Raw genomic sequence first — 14,445 nt, 5'->3', positions numbered from 1 at the left:
CGGCCCGGCCCGACCCGCGCCGCGCGATCGGGACGATTGCCGGTCGGGCGCCGCCGTCTGGAAGGATCAGGTCCCATGGCCAGGCCCACACCCCTCTCCGGATTCCCCGAATGGCTGCCCGACGGGCGGATCGTCGAGCAGCACGTCCTCGACGTGCTGCGCCGCACGTTCGAGCTGCACGGCTTCGCGGGGGTCGAGACGCGTGCGGTGGAGCCGCTGGACCAGCTGCTGCGCAAGGGCGAGACGTCCAAGGAGGTGTACGTCCTGCGCCGCCTCCAGGAGGAGCCGGGGGAGGGCGACGAGCCCCGGACCGGGAGGCCCGAGAAGCAGCTCGGCCTGCACTTCGACCTCACCGTGCCGTTCGCGCGCTACGTGCTGGAGAACGCCGGTCACCTCGCGTTCCCGTTCAAGCGCTACCAGATCCAGAAGGTCTGGCGGGGGGAGCGCCCCCAGGACGGGCGCTTCCGCGAGTTCACGCAGGCCGACGTCGACGTCGTCGGTGCGGGCGAGCTGCCGTACCACTTCGAGGTCGAGCTCCCGCTCGTCATGGCCGAGGCCCTCGGCGCCCTGCGGGAGATCGGCGTCCCCGAGGTGCGCGTGCTCGTGAACAACCGGCGCGTCGCCGAGGGCTTCTACCGCGGGCTCGGGATCGACGCCGTCGACGACGTGCTGCGCCAGATCGACAAGCTCGACAAGGTCGGCCCCGAGAAGGTCGCCTCGCTCCTCGTCTCCGAGGCGGGCACGACGCCCGAGCAGGCCGACGCCTGCCTTGCGCTCGCGGCGATCAGCGGCAGCGACTCCGGGGTCGTGGACCGCGTGCGGGCGCTCGCGGCGCAGCACGACGTCGTCAGCGACCTGCTCGACACCGGGCTGGACGAGCTGGGTGCGCTGATCGACGCGGCGAGCGTGCGCGCCCCGGGCGTCGTGGTCGCCGACCTCAAGATCGCGCGGGGGCTCGACTACTACACGGGCTCGGTCTACGAGACCGTGCTCGTCGGGCACGAGCAGCTCGGGTCCATCTGCTCGGGCGGGCGGTACGACACGCTCGCGTCCGACGGCTCGACCACCTATCCGGGCGTCGGCCTCTCGATCGGCGTGTCACGGCTCGTGTCGCGCCTGCTGTCCGCGGGTCTCGTGCGCGCCACGCGCTCGGTCCCCAGCGCCGTCGTGGTCGCGGTGACGAGCGAGGAGTCGCGCGAGGCGTCCGACGCGGTCGCGACCGCGCTGCGGGCGCGCGGCGTGCCCGTCGAGGTCGCGCCCGCCGCGGCGAAGTTCGGCAAGCAGATCCGCTACGCGGACCGGCGCGGCATCCCGTTCGTGTGGTTCCCCGCCGCCGGGCAGGTGGACGAGGCCGGTGTCGCCCGTCCGGACCAGGTCAAGGACATCCGCTCGGGCGAGCAGGTCGACGCCGACGCCGCGTCGTGGACGCCGCCCGCCGAGGACCTGTGGCCCCGGGTGGTCCCCGCGACGGACTGACCACCGGCAACGGCCCGACGACGGCGTCCGGCCCGTGGCCGGCGGGACGGCGGGCTGTCGGCGGACCGTCAGGCGGTGAGCGCGCCGAGACCCGTGACCCACCCGCCGACGACGCCCGCGACGACCACGGCCGCGGCCACGAGCAGGACTGTGCCCGCCGCGACGACGTCGGACGGGCGGAGCGGCACCGGGCGCGAGGTCGTGCGCGGACCGGACCCGAGTCCGCGCGACTCGAGCGCGATCGTCAGGCGCTCCGCGCGCCGGACGGCCCCGACGAGGAGCGCGAAGGCCGCCGCCCCGAGCGCTCGCGGCGAGCGGGGCAGGCGGCCGGGCGTGCGACGCGGGTCGCGCGCGGCCTGGGCGCAGCGGATCGTGTGCCACGCGCCGGGCAGCTCCACCAGCAGGCGGTGCGCGGCCAGGACCGCGAACGTCCACGTCACCGGCAGCCGTGCGTGCTGGTGCAGGCTCGTCATGAGGCGCACCGGGCCCGTCGTGAGGACGAGAGTGAGCGAGAGCGCCCCGACGAAGAGCGTGCGCAGGGCGAGCGCGGTGCCGACCGTCACGCCGTCCGCACCGACCGTGAGCGGGCCCAGCGCGACCGGCGCCCCGCCCGGTCGGGTCAGGACGTTGACGACGAGCAGGCTCGCGGCGAACACCACGAAGGGCACGTGCGCGAGCGCGAGCGTGCGCACCGGGACGCGACCGAGCGCGACCAGCGCCGTGAGCGCCAGCACCCACCCGACCGCCGGCGTCACCGGGTCCGTGACGAGCAGCACCGCGGTGGACAGGGTGAGCACGGTCGCGAGCTTGACCGTCGGGTTCCACCGTCCGAGCGGGGTGGGCCGCGCGGTCACGAGGGCGCCGCCCCGGCGACCACGCGGTCGGGGTCCGCGAGCGCTGCTCGGCCGAGCGCGCGCACGAGAGCGCCGGGGTCGACGCCGAGGCCGCGTCCCGTGCGCGCCCACCACTCGAGCAGCGGGGGCCTGCGGAGCCCGGCGCGCGCGCAGAGCGCGTCGTCGCCGAGCACCGCGGCCGGCGTGCCGAGCGCCACGAGCTCGCCGTCCACGACGACCGCCACGCGGTCGGCGATCTCGGCGACGAGGGCGAGGTCGTGCGTGACGACGGCCACGCCACCGCCGGCGTCCGCCCGGCCACGCAGCACGCGCGCGGTCGCCGCCGCCTGGGCACGGTCGAGACCGAACGTCGGCTCGTCCGCGAGCAGGACGGCCGGGTCGAGGACGGTCGCGGTGGCGAGGGAGAGGCGACGCTGCTCGCCGCCCGAGAGCCGGTAGGGGTTCGCGTCGGCGAGCGCTGTGAGGGAGAACGTCTCGAGGGACCGTGCGACGCGGACGTCGAGGTCGGTCAGGCCCGCGCAGCGGGCCGACCAGGCGACCTCGTCGCGCACGGTGCGGGCGAGGAGCTGGTGCTCGGGGTCCTGGAAGACCATGGCGACGGGTTCGCTCGCCGTGGTCGTGACCTCGCCGGTGGTGCGCTCGAGCCCCGCGAGGCCGCGCAGGAGCGTCGACTTCCCGCCACCGTTCGGCCCCACGACGGCGAGCACCTCGCCCGCACGGAGGTCGAGGTCGACGTCGCGCACCACCGGCACGCCGTCGCGTCCCGCACGTGCCGCACGGCCCGCACGGCCCGCACGGCCCGGACGCGGGCCGCGGTGGACCGCGAGGCGGCGGGCGCGGAGCGCCACCGGGTCGCCGGCCCCCGGAGCCGCCCGGTGCCGGGGCGCCTCGGCGGGCGCCGCCCCGGCGAGGTCGGCGAGCCAGGCGTCGGTCTCGGGCGTGCCGAGCGGGCCCGGCGCGCCCGCGGCCTCGAGCCGGACCGCGAGCGGCAACCAGCACCCGAGGGCGGCGAGCTCGTCGGCGTGCTCGCGCAGGACCCGGTCGGTGGGCCCGTGCGCGAGGACGCGGCCGTTCCTCCCGAGCACGAGCGTCGCGCCGGGCAGGGTGCCGAGCTCGTCGAGCCGGTGCTCCACGAGGACGACGGCCCGGGGCACCGGCCGCGCGCGCGACAGGTCGTCGATGGGCGCCGACGGAGCGCCGGTGAGGGCCGCGACGAGGGCGCCGACGTCGTGCGCCGCCGCGGGGTCGAGGAGGGCCGTCGGCTCGTCGAGCACGACGAGGTCGGGGTCGGCGACGAGCGCCGCGGCGAGCGCGACGCGCTGCGCCTCGCCGCCCGAGAGCGCGGAGGTCGCGCGCTCGTGCAGGTGGGCCGCGCCGACGGCGTCGAGCGCGGCCCACGCGCGGGCGTCCAAGGCGTCGGGGTCCACGCCGCGGTTCTCGAGCGCGAACCGCAGCTCGTCGTCGACGCGCGCGAGGCACAGCTGGTCGCCCGGGCGCTGCTGGACGAGGCCGACGTGCGCCGCGAGCCGGGCCGGGGTGACGTCGCGCGGGTCGTGCCCGACGACGTGCAGGTCGCCGGACACGGTCCCGGGCAGCGTGTGCGGGACCACCCCGACGAAGGCGCGCAGGAGCGTCGACTTGCCGCAGCCGGACGGGCCGAGCACGAGCAGGCCGGTGCCGGCGGGCACGGTGACGTGGACGTCGTCGAGCACGCGCGCGTCGAGACGGCCCAGGGTGACGGACAGGCCGGCTGCGCGGACCGCGTCGGGCGCGGTGGCCCCGAGGCCCACGGGCTCAGCCACGGGGCTCCGCCCCGATCGCGAACGCGTCGAGGGCCCCCGTGCGGGCGAGCGCGTCCCCGAGGAGCCGTGCCGCGACGCCGCACAGCACGACGCACGAGACGACCTGGATCCCGAGGCGGAGCATCGCGTAGTCCTGCCCGAGCCAGCCGAACCGCACGGCGTTGAAGGCGTAGCTGACGAGCGCCGCGCTCACGCCGGAAGCGACGAACACGCCCCAGCCGAAGCGGCGGTAGCGCGTGAGCGCGAACGCGAGCTCGGCCCCGGCGCCCTGGACGAGCCCCACGACGAGCAGGAGCGGGCCCGCGGGCGAGGCGAGGAAGACCACCTCGACGAGGGCGGCGAGCGTCTCGGCGAGGATGCCGACGCCCGGCTTGCGCACGACGTACGTCGCGAGCGGACCGACGACGATCCACGCCCCGGCCAGCACGTTCGACGCGAGGTCCGCGAACGGTCCCATGGCGAGCTGCAGCGGCGCCCACAGCTGCACGACGGCCCAGTAGACGAACCCGAAGACGACGCCGAGGACGGCGACGAGGACCGTCTCGTGCAGGGTGAGGCCGCGCCGTGCGGGGCGCGGGCCGTTCGCACCCGGGCGGGGACTGCTCGTGGTCGGCTGCGTGGTGCGGGACTCGGTCATGCGGGCTCCCTCCGTCGGGCCCCCGCACCGAGGGGTGCACGACGGCGCACCACCGCTCGCCCGCGCACCCGGCCCGGCGCACGGGGCGCGCGGGTGCGAGCGCGCAGGGGACGGTGACGTCGGCCCTGCTCCCTTCGCTGGTACGAACCAGATCAGGTTCCACGGGTCTGCAGGGGGGACGGGTGTCCGGCCTGCACTCTCAGCGCTCGTGCGCTCCCCGGGGGCGTTCGGGCCCGACCCTAGGGCCTGCGCCGCGGGAGGACAATCCCGGCGTCTCACCCCGCGGGACGGTGTGGGGGGAGCCCCGCCCGGCGGCGCAGGCGTGTCTTGACACTCGATCGAACACCTGTTCGAATATGCGGGTGCGGTGGGACGGACAGGCGATCGGCGCGGACGACGGCGCGCTCCCGGGGCTGGAGCGCGTGGGCCTCGTGCGCAGCGTGCGCACGCCCGAGTTCGCGGGGATCACGTTCCACGAGGTGACGGCGAAGAGCGCGCTGTCGAAGGTGCCCGCGATGTCGCGCATGCCGTTCCGCTGGACGGTCAACCCGTACCGCGGCTGCAGCCACGCCTGCTCGTACTGCCTGAGCCCGCACACCCCCGTGCTCCTCGCCGACGGGACCCAGCGGCCGGTCGGCGAGCTCCGGGTCGGCGACGAGATCGTCGGCACCCAGGCGCACGGCGCCTACCGCCGGTACGTCCGCACGCGCGTCCTCGACCGCTGGACCACGCGCAAGCGCGCCTACCGGGTGACGCTCGCCGACGGCACGCGGCTCGTCGCGAGCGGCGACCACCGGTTCCTCACCGAGCGGGGCTGGCGCCACGTCGTGGCAGGCGCGGGCCACCGCGCCCACCTGGCGCTCGGGGACGTCCTCGTCGGCCCGGGACGGAGCGGGTTGCGGGACCTCGCCGCCACGGCGACGGAGGAGGGCTCCGGCGCCTCGCCCCTCCTCGGGCAGGACGTCACCGGCGACGACGCCCTGCGCGTCGAGTCGCTCGAGGCGCTCGGCGGCGCGGACGACCTCGTCGAGCTCGTCGACATCACCACGGGGACGCGCGACTTCGTCGCGGCCGGGGTCGTGAGCCACAACTGCTTCGCGCGGCCGACGCACCAGTACCTCGACCTCGACGCCGGCGAGGACTTCGACCGCGAGGTCGTCGTCAAGGTCAACGTCGACGACGTGCTGCGCGCCGAGCTCACGAAGAGGTCCTGGACGCACGAGCCGGTCGCCCTCGGCACGAACACCGACCCGTACCAGCGCGCCGAGGGACGCTACCGGCTCATGCCCGGGATCATCACGGCGCTCGCGGACTCCGGCGCGCCGCTGTCGATCCTCACCAAGGGGACGCTCCTGCGCCGCGACCTGCCGCTCCTCGCCGACGCGGCCTCCCGCGTCGAGGTCGGGATCGGCGTGTCGCTCGCGCTGCTCGACCCGGAGCTGCAGGCGTCCGTCGAGCCAGGCACGCCCAGCCCTCGCGCACGCCTCGACCTGATCCGCACGATCCGCGAGGCCGGGCTCCCGTGCGGTGTCATGATCGCCCCCGTGCTGCCGTGGCTCACGGACTCCACGCGGTCGCTCACCGACCTCCTCGACGCGGTCAAGGACGCGGGCGCCACCGGCGTCACCGTGCTCCCGCTGCACCTCAAGCCCGGGACTCGCGAGTGGTTCATGACGTGGCTCGCGCGCGAGCACCCCCGCCTCGTGCCCGGGTACGAACGGGTCTACGACCGCGGCACGTACGCCTCCAAGGCCTACCGCTCCTGGCTGTGGGACCGTGTGCGCCCGATGCTCGAGACGCGGGGATTCGCCGTCTCGGGCCACCGGGGCCCGTCGGGCGTCGACGGCCGCTTCCGGCGCGGGGAGCTCGGCGGGACCGGTGTCACCGAACCGCCCGTCGACGGCGCGTACCCCGCCGGCAGCCTCGCCCGCCCGGTCACCCCGTCGGTGGCCGGCGGGGCGCTCGCCGGCATGCCGGTCGACGGCGGAGCGCTGGACCTCGCGGGCGGCGGCGTGGAGCAGGTGCTGTTCTGAGGCCTGCTCAGGCGGTGCCGCTCGGCACCGGGGCGACGCGCACGACCTCCGTCCGTGCCACGACGCGGTCGCGCACGTCGGCCAGCGCCACGCGCGCCGGGTCGGTCATGTACGCGGTCAGCGCCGCGTCGTCGGGCATCTCGACGACCTGCACCTCGCACGGCGCGGACGGGTCCTGGCCGGGCAGCGCGCGCACGCGCTGCACCACGCGCCCGCCGTGCGCGGGGACGAGCGCCAGGACCTCGTCCTCGTACCGCGCGAGGGAGTCGGCGTCGTCGGTCGGCCACAGCAGGACGCACAGCGTGATCGGCACGGTCGGCACGCTACGCCCGGCAGACGGGACGCGTCACCCGTCCGCGAGCCGCGGGGGGAACCCGCCCGTCGCGACCGGTCCCCAGCAGGTGATCGTTACGCGCACGAGGCACTTGCCCTGCGCGACCATCGCGGCGCGGTACTCGTCCCAGTCCGGGTGCTCGCCCGAGATCGCGCGGTAGTAGTCGACGAGCGGCTCGACCGCGTCGGGCAGCTCGATCACCTCGGCGGTCCCGTCCACCTGCACCCACGGGTCGGAGAAGCCCGGACCGAGCGACAGGAGCGACGCCTGCGGCCGGCGGCGCAGGTTCGCGGCCTTCGCCCGCTCCGGGTACGTCGACACCACGACGCGCCCCTCGCCGTCGACCCCGTACGTCACCGGGCTCATCTGCGGCGAACCGTCGGAGCGGGTCGTGACGAGCACGCCGTCGTGGCGCGAGCGGAGCAGCTCCACGAGCTCGTCGAGCTCGACCCGTCGGGCGGTGGCGATCGTGCGCGGCATGGGGATCCTCCTGGTGGGGCGGGGTGCGTCAGCGACTAGACTCGCACGGGCGCTCGTCGCGCCCCCACTCCTCACGCGACCTCTCGTACGACATGGAAGGACGAACTCCGTGCTCCGCACCCACACGGCCGGCTCACTGCGGGCCGAGCACACCGGTCAGACCGTCACCCTCACGGGCTGGGTCGACCGTCGGCGCGATCACGGGGGAGTGGCCTTCATCGACCTGCGCGACGCGTCGGGCATCGCCCAGGTCGTCATCCGGGACGAGTCCGTGGCCCACCCGCTGCGCAACGAGTTCGTGCTCCAGGTGACGGGCGAGGTGTCCCGGCGCCCCGACGGGAACGAGAACCCGAACCTGCCGACGGGCCAGATCGAGGTCCTCGCGCACGACGTCGTCGTGCTCAACACGTCCGAGGCGCTGCCGTTCCAGGTGTCGACGGCGCTCGCGGACACCGAGACGATCGGCGAGGAGGCGCGCCTCAAGCACCGCTACCTCGACCTGCGTCGTCCCGCGCCGGCTCATGCGCTGCGCCTTCGCTCCAAGGTCAACCAGGCGGCGCGCCGCGTGCTCGACGCCGAGGACTTCGTCGAGATCGAGACGCCGACGCTCACGCGTTCCACGCCCGAGGGCGCGCGCGACTTCCTCGTGCCCGCGCGCCTGTCGCCCGGCTCCTGGTACGCGCTGCCGCAGTCGCCGCAGCTGTTCAAGCAGCTGCTCATGGTCGCGGGCATGGAACGGTACTACCAGATCGCGCGCTGCTACCGCGACGAGGACTTCCGCGCCGACCGCCAGCCCGAGTTCACGCAGCTGGACGTCGAGATGAGCTTCGTCGAGCAGGACGACGTCATCGCGCTCGCGGAGAAGATCCTCGTCGCGCTGTGGGAGCTCGTGGGCTACACGATCCCCACGCCGATCCCGCGCATGACGTTCCACGACGCGATGCGCCTGTACGGCAGCGACAAGCCGGACCTGCGCTTCGGCAACCCGCTCGTCGAGCTCACGGACTACTTCAAGGACACCCCGTTCCGCGTCTTCCAGGCGGAGTACGTGGGCGCCGTGGTCATGGCCGGCGGGGCCTCGCAGCCGCGCCGCCAGTTCGACGCGTGGCAGGAGTGGGCCAAGCAGCGCGGCGCCCGCGGCCTGGCCTACGTGACCTTCCAGGAGGACGGGACGCTCGCGGGCCCCGTCGCGAAGAACCTGTCCGACGCCGAGCGCGAGGGGCTGCAGGCCGCGACGGGTGCGCAGCCCGGAGACGCGGTGTTCTTCGCCGCCGGGAAGACCTCCGAGTCGCGCGCGCTGCTCGGCGCCGCGCGCCAGGAGATCGCCAAGCGCACCGGCCAGATCGACGAGGACGCCTGGGCGTTCGTGTGGGTCGTCGACGCGCCGCTGTTCAAGCCGACCGGTGAGGCCGCCGACGAGGGTGACGTGGTGCTCGGGAGCTCCGCCTGGACGGCGGTGCACCACGCGTTCACGTCCCCGACGCCGGACTGGGTCGACACGTTCGAGTCCTCCCCGGGCGACGCGCTCGCGTACGCCTACGACATCGTCTGCAACGGCAACGAGATCGGCGGCGGCTCGATCCGTATCCACCGCCGCGACGTGCAGGAGCGCGTGTTCGACGTCATGGGCATCGGGCCCGAGGAGGCGCAGGAGAAGTTCGGCTTCCTGCTCGACGCGTTCAAGTTCGGCGCCCCGCCGCACGGCGGCATCGCGTTCGGCTGGGACCGCATCGTCGCGCTGCTCACGCAGTCGGACTCGATCCGCGACGTCATCGCGTTCCCCAAGTCCGGCGGGGGCTACGACCCGCTCACCCAGGCGCCCGCGCCCATCACGCCCGAGCAGCGCAAGGAGGCGGGCGTCGACGCCAAGCCCGCTGCGAAGGGGGAGCCCGGGAACCTCCCGGCGGCCGCCGCGGAGTGACGACCAGCACGTCGCGCCAGGGCGCGCCGGCCCGGGACGACCGGGTCGGCGCGCCCTCGCGCGTCTCGCGCGCTGCGCGGGTGCTGGAGGGGTGGGCCGATCATCCCGTCGTGCGTGCCGAGGGGCACGCCTGGGAGGTCCTGGACGTCGGCGCGCGGGACGACGCGCTCGTCGTGCGGCGCGCCCTCGAGGACGGCGGAGTCGGGCTGTGGGGGCTCGGGACGCCCGACGGCGTCGCGCACCTCCTGCTCGACGAGCCGGCTCTCACGGCGGGCGTGGTGCGCTCGTCGCTGCCGCGCGGCACGAGCGTCGTGGCGTCCGCCCTCGCGGAGGCCTCCGACAGCGGGCTGCCGGCGCACCTCCGGACGGACCCCGTCTCACGATGGGACTGGTTCACCGCCACGACCCAGCCGCCGGCCCAGCCGGGCGAGAGCCGCGTCGTCGCGCTCGACGGGCCCCGTGGGCGGGCCGTGGCGCGCGCGCTGCTCGACCGGGCGAACCCCGCGGCGGAGCTCGACCCGCGCGACCCGGGCACGCGGTGGTGGGGCTGGCAGGACGACGCAGGGGACGTCCGCGGGGTCGCGGGAGCGCGGTGTGCGCGACGGGGAGCCCCGTGGGTGCTCGGAGGGATCGCCACGGACCCCGCGGCGCGCGGCCGGGGCGTCGCGCGCGCGGTGACGGCGGCTGCCACCAGGTCAGGCCTCCGGCAGGAGCCGATGATCGTGCTCGGGATGTACGCGGACAACGGTGCGGCCCGGCGGGTGTACGAGCACGTGGGCTACCGCGTCACGCAGGCGTTCGAGTCCCGCCGCTGATCGCTGACCCGCCGGTCCGCCGCTGGTCCGCCGGGCGGCGTTCGTGCTGGTCCTCGGCGTCTCGCGCGCCGGACGGCGGCGCCATCGGCATCACGGCGTCGTCCCAGCGCCGGTCGATCTTGAGCCGATCCTGAGTCCGCGCTGCGCCCCGGGCGGGGCGACGCCGAGGTGGGATCGTCAGGATCTCGGGAGGTGAACCAGCAACGACTACCGAGGTGCCGCATGACCGCAGTGCTGACCGCGCCGACCACGGCCACGGTGACGGACGACGTCCTCCCCTTCAAGGCCGAGCTCGACGGCTACGGGCTCACCCCCGACGAGACCGCCGTCCACGAGGTGTCGCGGCCCGCCACCATCGGGGCGGCCGTCCCCGCGAACGACGGGGCCGCGACCCTCCGCTCGGTCCTCGAGGCCGTCCTGCGCCAGGCGCGCCTGCCCGACGTCGCCCACGTCGTCGTGAGCACCACGACCGACGCGTCGCTCTGCCTGCGCGCGTGACGGGCTCCCTCCACGGACGACGCGCCCGGATGCAGCGCGCCTGGGCGGCGCTCGCGGACGAGCTCGACGGCGACCACGACGCCGTCGAACGGTTCGCGCTGTCGTACGCGGAACGGCTCGAGGCCCGCGTCGAGCGGGTGGGACGCGCGGCGGTCGTCGGGGACACGACGGAGGCACGGGCGGCGCTGCTCTCCGTGGGCTGCACGTCGGCGATGCTCGGCGCGGACCTGCTCGACGCGGTCGCGGCCCGTGCGCTCGACGCCCTGCACGCCGACGGGACCGTGGCGCTCGCCCGCGAGCAGCCGTCGCTCTCGGCTGCGGCCGCGCAGACCCTGGCCGACGTGGCGGCGGTGCTCCTCGCGTGGCGTGACGGCGGCCGTCAGCCGACGAGGTCGAACCGGTAGCCGACCCCACGGACGGTGCGGATCCAGCGAGGGCTGGCCGCGTCGTCCCCGAGCTTTCGCCGCAGGTTCGCGAGGTGCACCTCGACGCCGCGGCGGTCGGCGTCCGCGACGGGCGTCCCGACGTCGTACTCGTCCCCCCAGAGGACCCGGACCAGCGCGTCCTTCGCGAGGACCCGGCCCGGCGCCCCGGCGAGCGCCGCGAGCAGGTCGAACTCGCTGCGGGTCAGGTGGACCTCGGTGCCGTCGACGTGGGTCGTGCGGGCGTCCACGTCCACCACGAGGCCGTCGGCGACGAGCCGGGCGGGGGCGGAGGCTCCCGGTCCGACGTCGCCCCCGTCCGGTCCGGCGGCCGTGGGATCGGCGGCACCGGTGACCGGCCCGGGAGCGGGCGCGGCACGCCGTGGACGGCGCAGGAGCGCCTCGATGCGCGCGCGCAGCTCGCGGGGGCGGAACGGCTTGGTCTGGTAGTCGTCGGCACCGGCATCGAGGCCCATGAGGGCGTCGATCTCGTCGGTGCGGGCGGTGAGCATGACGACGTACGTGTCCGACACCGCGCGGATGCGACGGCAGGCCTCGAACCCGTCGATGTCCGGAAGGCTGACGTCGAGGGTCGTCACGAGCGGGTCGATCTCCTGCACGAGCGCGACGCCCTCGCGGCCCGTCGCCGCCGTGCGCGTCACGAACCCCGCCTGCCGGAGGACCGTGTCGAGGAGGTCGCGGATGTCCGCGTCGTCCTCGACGATCACGGCCGAACGGGTCTCGTCCCCACCGGTCGGCGCGTCTCGGGGGTGCTGTGCTGCCGGCATGGCGCCACGCTAGCCGGGGTCCCCGCGCGTCGCAGCCCGTCGGTGCGGCGTGGTCAGTGCGAGATCGACAGCCGGCGGTGGACGCGGCGGAGCGGGCCCGGTGCCCACCAGTTGAACCGGCCGAGGAGCGTCATGGTGGCCGGGACGAGCAGCAGCCGGACGATCGTCGCGTCGATGAGGACCGCGACCGCGAGGGCGAAGCCCACCTCCTTGATGACGAGGAGCTCGCCGAACACGAAGCCGGTGAACACGACGACGATGATCGCGGCCGCCGACGTGATGATCCGCCCGGACCGCTGGAGCCCGAGCCGCACGGCCTCGTCGTTCGGGTGGCCCGCGTCGTGCAGCTCCTTGACGCGCGCGAGGAGGAAGACCTCGTAGTCCATCGCGAGGCCGAACGCGAAGGCGACGACCAGCGCGACGACGTACGTCTCGATGCCGCCGACCGACGTGAAGCCCAGCAGCCCCTCGAGGTGGCCGTCCTGGAACACCCAGACGAGCACGCCGAGCGACGCCGCGAGCGAGAGCACGTTCGTGAGCAGCGCCTTGACCGGGATCACGACGGAGCCCGTCATGAGGAACAGCAGGACCAGGGTCGCGCCGACGACGATCCCCACCGCCCACCACACGCGCTCTCCGAGAGCGTCGAGGAAGTCGACCTGCCCGGCCGCCTGGCCCGTGACCCAGACGTCCGCGCCCGCGTCGAGGGCGCGCACGTCGCGCACGACCGAGACGGCCTCCGGGCTGCCGGCGTCGCCGCCCTCGACGTGGATCCCCACGACCGCGTACCCGTCCAGCGGCGCCGCCGGGTCGACGCGCGCGACGCCGTCGACGCCCTCGACCTCGTCCGCCCAGGCCTGCGCCTCGTCGACCCCGCCGGCGACGACGGCGACGACCTGCGGGCCCGCGCTCGACGGGTACTCCGCGGCGAGCTCGTCGACGAACTCGCGCTGCGGCGAGCTGGGCGGCAGCAGCTCGATCCCCGAGTTGCGGACGTGGACACCGAGCAGGGGGAGCGCCAGGACGACGAGCACGACGACGGTCCCGACCAGCACCCACAGGGGGTGCCGCTGGACGCGACCGGCGAGCCGCGAGAAGACGCCCTCGTCGGACTGCACGTCGGCGGTGCGCTCGAGGACCCGCCGGAGGCCCGGGATCCTGCCGAGGAGTCCCGGCCTGGCGAGCCGCCGGCCCGTGAAGGCCAGCAGCGCGGGCACGAGCGTGAGCGCGGTGGCGACGGCGATCAGCACCACCGCCAGCCCGCCAGCGCCCACCGACCGCAGGATGTCGGGTCGGAAGACCATGAGGCCGGCGATCGAGATCGCGACCGTGAGCGCGGAGAACGCGACGGTGCGCCCCGCCGTCGCCATCGTCCGGACGAGGGCCTCGTGCACCACGCCGTCGCCGCGTCGGCGGCGCAGCGACGGGTCGTCGCCGCCGTCGATCAGCCGGTGCAGCTCCTCGCGGAACCGTGAGACGACGAGGAGCCCGTAGTCGATGGACAGCCCGAGACCCAGGACGGTGACGACGTTGACGACCGACGCGTCGACGTCGAGCAGGTACGTGAGGCCGAAGAGCGCGCCGAGCCCGCTGCCGATCGAGGCGACGGCACCGGCCATGGGCATCGCGGCGGCGAGGAACCCGCCGAAGACGAGGACCATGATGAGCAGCGCGACCGGGAGGGCCACCTTCTCGCCCGTCGTCAGGTCCTCCTGCACCTGCGTCGTGATCGCGTCGACGATGAGGTCGTTGGACCCGACGAGCCCCGTCGCGTCCCCCGCGGCGTCGGGAGCCGCGTCGGCGAGCTCCGCCGGGACCGCCTCGAGGTCCTCCACGACCTGGGCCGCCACGACGTCCGACCGCTCCGGCTCCAGGTCCGTGCGCAGGGTGACCACCGTGAGGAAGCCGTCCCCGCTCTCCGCGACGAGCGGCTGGGCCGCCTCGTCCTCGACGCCACCGGGCAGGACGTAGGGGTTGATGACCGTCTCGACGCCCTCGGTCGCGACGAGGCCCGCGTTCACGTCCGTCATGGTGTCGGCGACCCCGGGGTCGGCCGGGTCGACGCCGCGGACCAGGAGCGTGATCTCGTCCCCGCTGTCGTCGTTCTCGGCGAGGATCCGGTCCGCCCGCTCGCTCGGCGCCCCGGCCACCGCGGGCGCACCCGTGGTCACACGGTCGAAGAGGCCCTCGCCCTGGACCCCGAACAGGGCGAGCGCGAACCCCAGGGCCGTGAGCACGACCCACACGAGGACCGTGAGACGGGGATGGCGGGCGATGCGGCGACCGAGGCTGGAGAACACGAGCGTCAGCATCCCACCCGGCGTCGCGGGCTGTCAGATCGCACCGTGCGCTGTGGACGACCTTCACCCGACCTCCCCGAGCGAC

13 protein-coding genes and 1 riboswitch are annotated in these 14,445 nt (G+C 75.2%); of the genes, 6 read left to right on the top strand and 7 right to left on the bottom strand.

Translation table 11 applies throughout. The features are described from left to right. The first annotated feature begins 75 nt into the window (after window positions 1-75). The gene (gene hisS / locus ACWPWV_RS16430; RefSeq protein ID WP_454043997.1) at window positions 76-1,476 is read left to right on the top strand and encodes a histidine--tRNA ligase; all 1,401 of its coding nucleotides are present in this window, start codon (window positions 76-78) and stop codon (window positions 1,474-1,476) included. Window positions 1,477-1,544: 68 nt separating this feature from the next. Here hisS and ACWPWV_RS16425 read toward each other — a convergent pair whose 3' ends face one another. The 3 genes from ACWPWV_RS16425 to ACWPWV_RS16415 all read right to left on the bottom strand — a co-directional run bounded on the left by ACWPWV_RS16425 (window position 1,545) and on the right by ACWPWV_RS16415 (window position 4,769). Further along, window positions 1,545-2,330 carry an energy-coupling factor transporter transmembrane component T family protein gene (locus ACWPWV_RS16425; protein WP_454043996.1) on the bottom strand — a complete coding sequence of 262 codons (786 nt, stop codon included), beginning with the start codon at window positions 2,328-2,330 and terminating at the stop codon, window positions 1,545-1,547. Continuing rightward, complete coding sequence (locus ACWPWV_RS16420; protein ID WP_454044569.1) at window positions 2,327-4,042, bottom strand: ABC transporter ATP-binding protein; 1,716 nt, start codon at window positions 4,040-4,042, stop codon at window positions 2,327-2,329. Before ACWPWV_RS16420 ends, ACWPWV_RS16425 begins: the two co-directional genes overlap by 4 nt. Window positions 4,043-4,124: 82 nt before the next feature. Beyond that, window positions 4,125-4,769 (bottom strand): ECF transporter S component, encoded by a 645-nt coding sequence (locus ACWPWV_RS16415; RefSeq protein ID WP_454043995.1) that lies wholly within the window; start codon window positions 4,767-4,769, stop codon window positions 4,125-4,127. 110 nt (window positions 4,770-4,879) lie between these two features. After that, window positions 4,880-4,999: riboswitch (TPP riboswitch) on the bottom strand. A gap of 132 nt (window positions 5,000-5,131) precedes the next feature. Here ACWPWV_RS16415 and ACWPWV_RS16410 point away from each other — a divergent pair. Next, complete coding sequence (locus ACWPWV_RS16410; protein WP_454043994.1) at window positions 5,132-6,802, top strand: Rv2578c family radical SAM protein; 1,671 nt, start codon at window positions 5,132-5,134, stop codon at window positions 6,800-6,802. A 7-nt stretch (window positions 6,803-6,809) separates the two neighbouring features. On the opposite strand, the gene ACWPWV_RS16405 is transcribed toward ACWPWV_RS16410, so the two are convergent. Both ACWPWV_RS16405 and ACWPWV_RS16400 read right to left on the bottom strand, forming a co-directional pair. Continuing rightward, the gene (locus tag ACWPWV_RS16405; RefSeq protein WP_454043993.1) at window positions 6,810-7,115 is read right to left on the bottom strand and encodes a hypothetical protein; all 306 of its coding nucleotides are present in this window, start codon (window positions 7,113-7,115) and stop codon (window positions 6,810-6,812) included. A 33-nt stretch (window positions 7,116-7,148) separates the two neighbouring features. Next, a complete protein-coding gene (locus ACWPWV_RS16400; protein WP_454043992.1) occupies window positions 7,149-7,616 on the bottom strand; it encodes a PPOX class F420-dependent oxidoreductase in 468 nt (155 codons plus the stop codon). Between the two features lie 109 nt (window positions 7,617-7,725). Here ACWPWV_RS16400 and aspS point away from each other — a divergent pair, with 109 nt between their 5' ends. The 4 genes from aspS to ACWPWV_RS16380 all read left to right on the top strand — a co-directional run bounded on the left by aspS (window position 7,726) and on the right by ACWPWV_RS16380 (window position 11,254). Continuing rightward, a complete protein-coding gene (gene aspS / locus ACWPWV_RS16395) occupies window positions 7,726-9,537 on the top strand; it encodes an aspartate--tRNA ligase (protein WP_454043991.1) in 1,812 nt (603 codons plus the stop codon). 110 nt (window positions 9,538-9,647) lie between these two features. Beyond that, window positions 9,648-10,352 (top strand): GNAT family N-acetyltransferase, encoded by a 705-nt coding sequence (locus tag ACWPWV_RS16390; RefSeq protein WP_454043990.1) that lies wholly within the window; start codon window positions 9,648-9,650, stop codon window positions 10,350-10,352. 222 nt (window positions 10,353-10,574) lie between these two features. After that, on the top strand, window positions 10,575-10,850 hold the full coding sequence (locus ACWPWV_RS16385) for a hypothetical protein (protein ID WP_454043989.1): 276 nt from the start codon (window positions 10,575-10,577) through the stop codon (window positions 10,848-10,850). Further along, window positions 10,847-11,254 (top strand): hypothetical protein, encoded by a 408-nt coding sequence (locus ACWPWV_RS16380; protein ID WP_454043988.1) that lies wholly within the window; start codon window positions 10,847-10,849, stop codon window positions 11,252-11,254. Before ACWPWV_RS16385 ends, ACWPWV_RS16380 begins: the two co-directional genes overlap by 4 nt. Here ACWPWV_RS16380 and ACWPWV_RS16375 read toward each other — a convergent pair. Further along, the gene (locus tag ACWPWV_RS16375) at window positions 11,230-12,060 is read right to left on the bottom strand and encodes a response regulator (RefSeq protein WP_454043987.1); all 831 of its coding nucleotides are present in this window, start codon (window positions 12,058-12,060) and stop codon (window positions 11,230-11,232) included. The genes ACWPWV_RS16380 and ACWPWV_RS16375 overlap by 25 nt on opposite strands. Window positions 12,061-12,113: 53 nt before the next feature. Further along, the gene (locus ACWPWV_RS16370) at window positions 12,114-14,372 is read right to left on the bottom strand and encodes an MMPL family transporter (protein WP_454043986.1); all 2,259 of its coding nucleotides are present in this window, start codon (window positions 14,370-14,372) and stop codon (window positions 12,114-12,116) included. Window positions 14,373-14,445: the final 73 nt, after the last annotated feature.

The sequence above is a fragment of the Cellulosimicrobium sp. Marseille-Q8652 genome (assembly GCF_965112045.1).
This window is presented reverse-complemented; position numbering and strand designations above follow the sequence as displayed.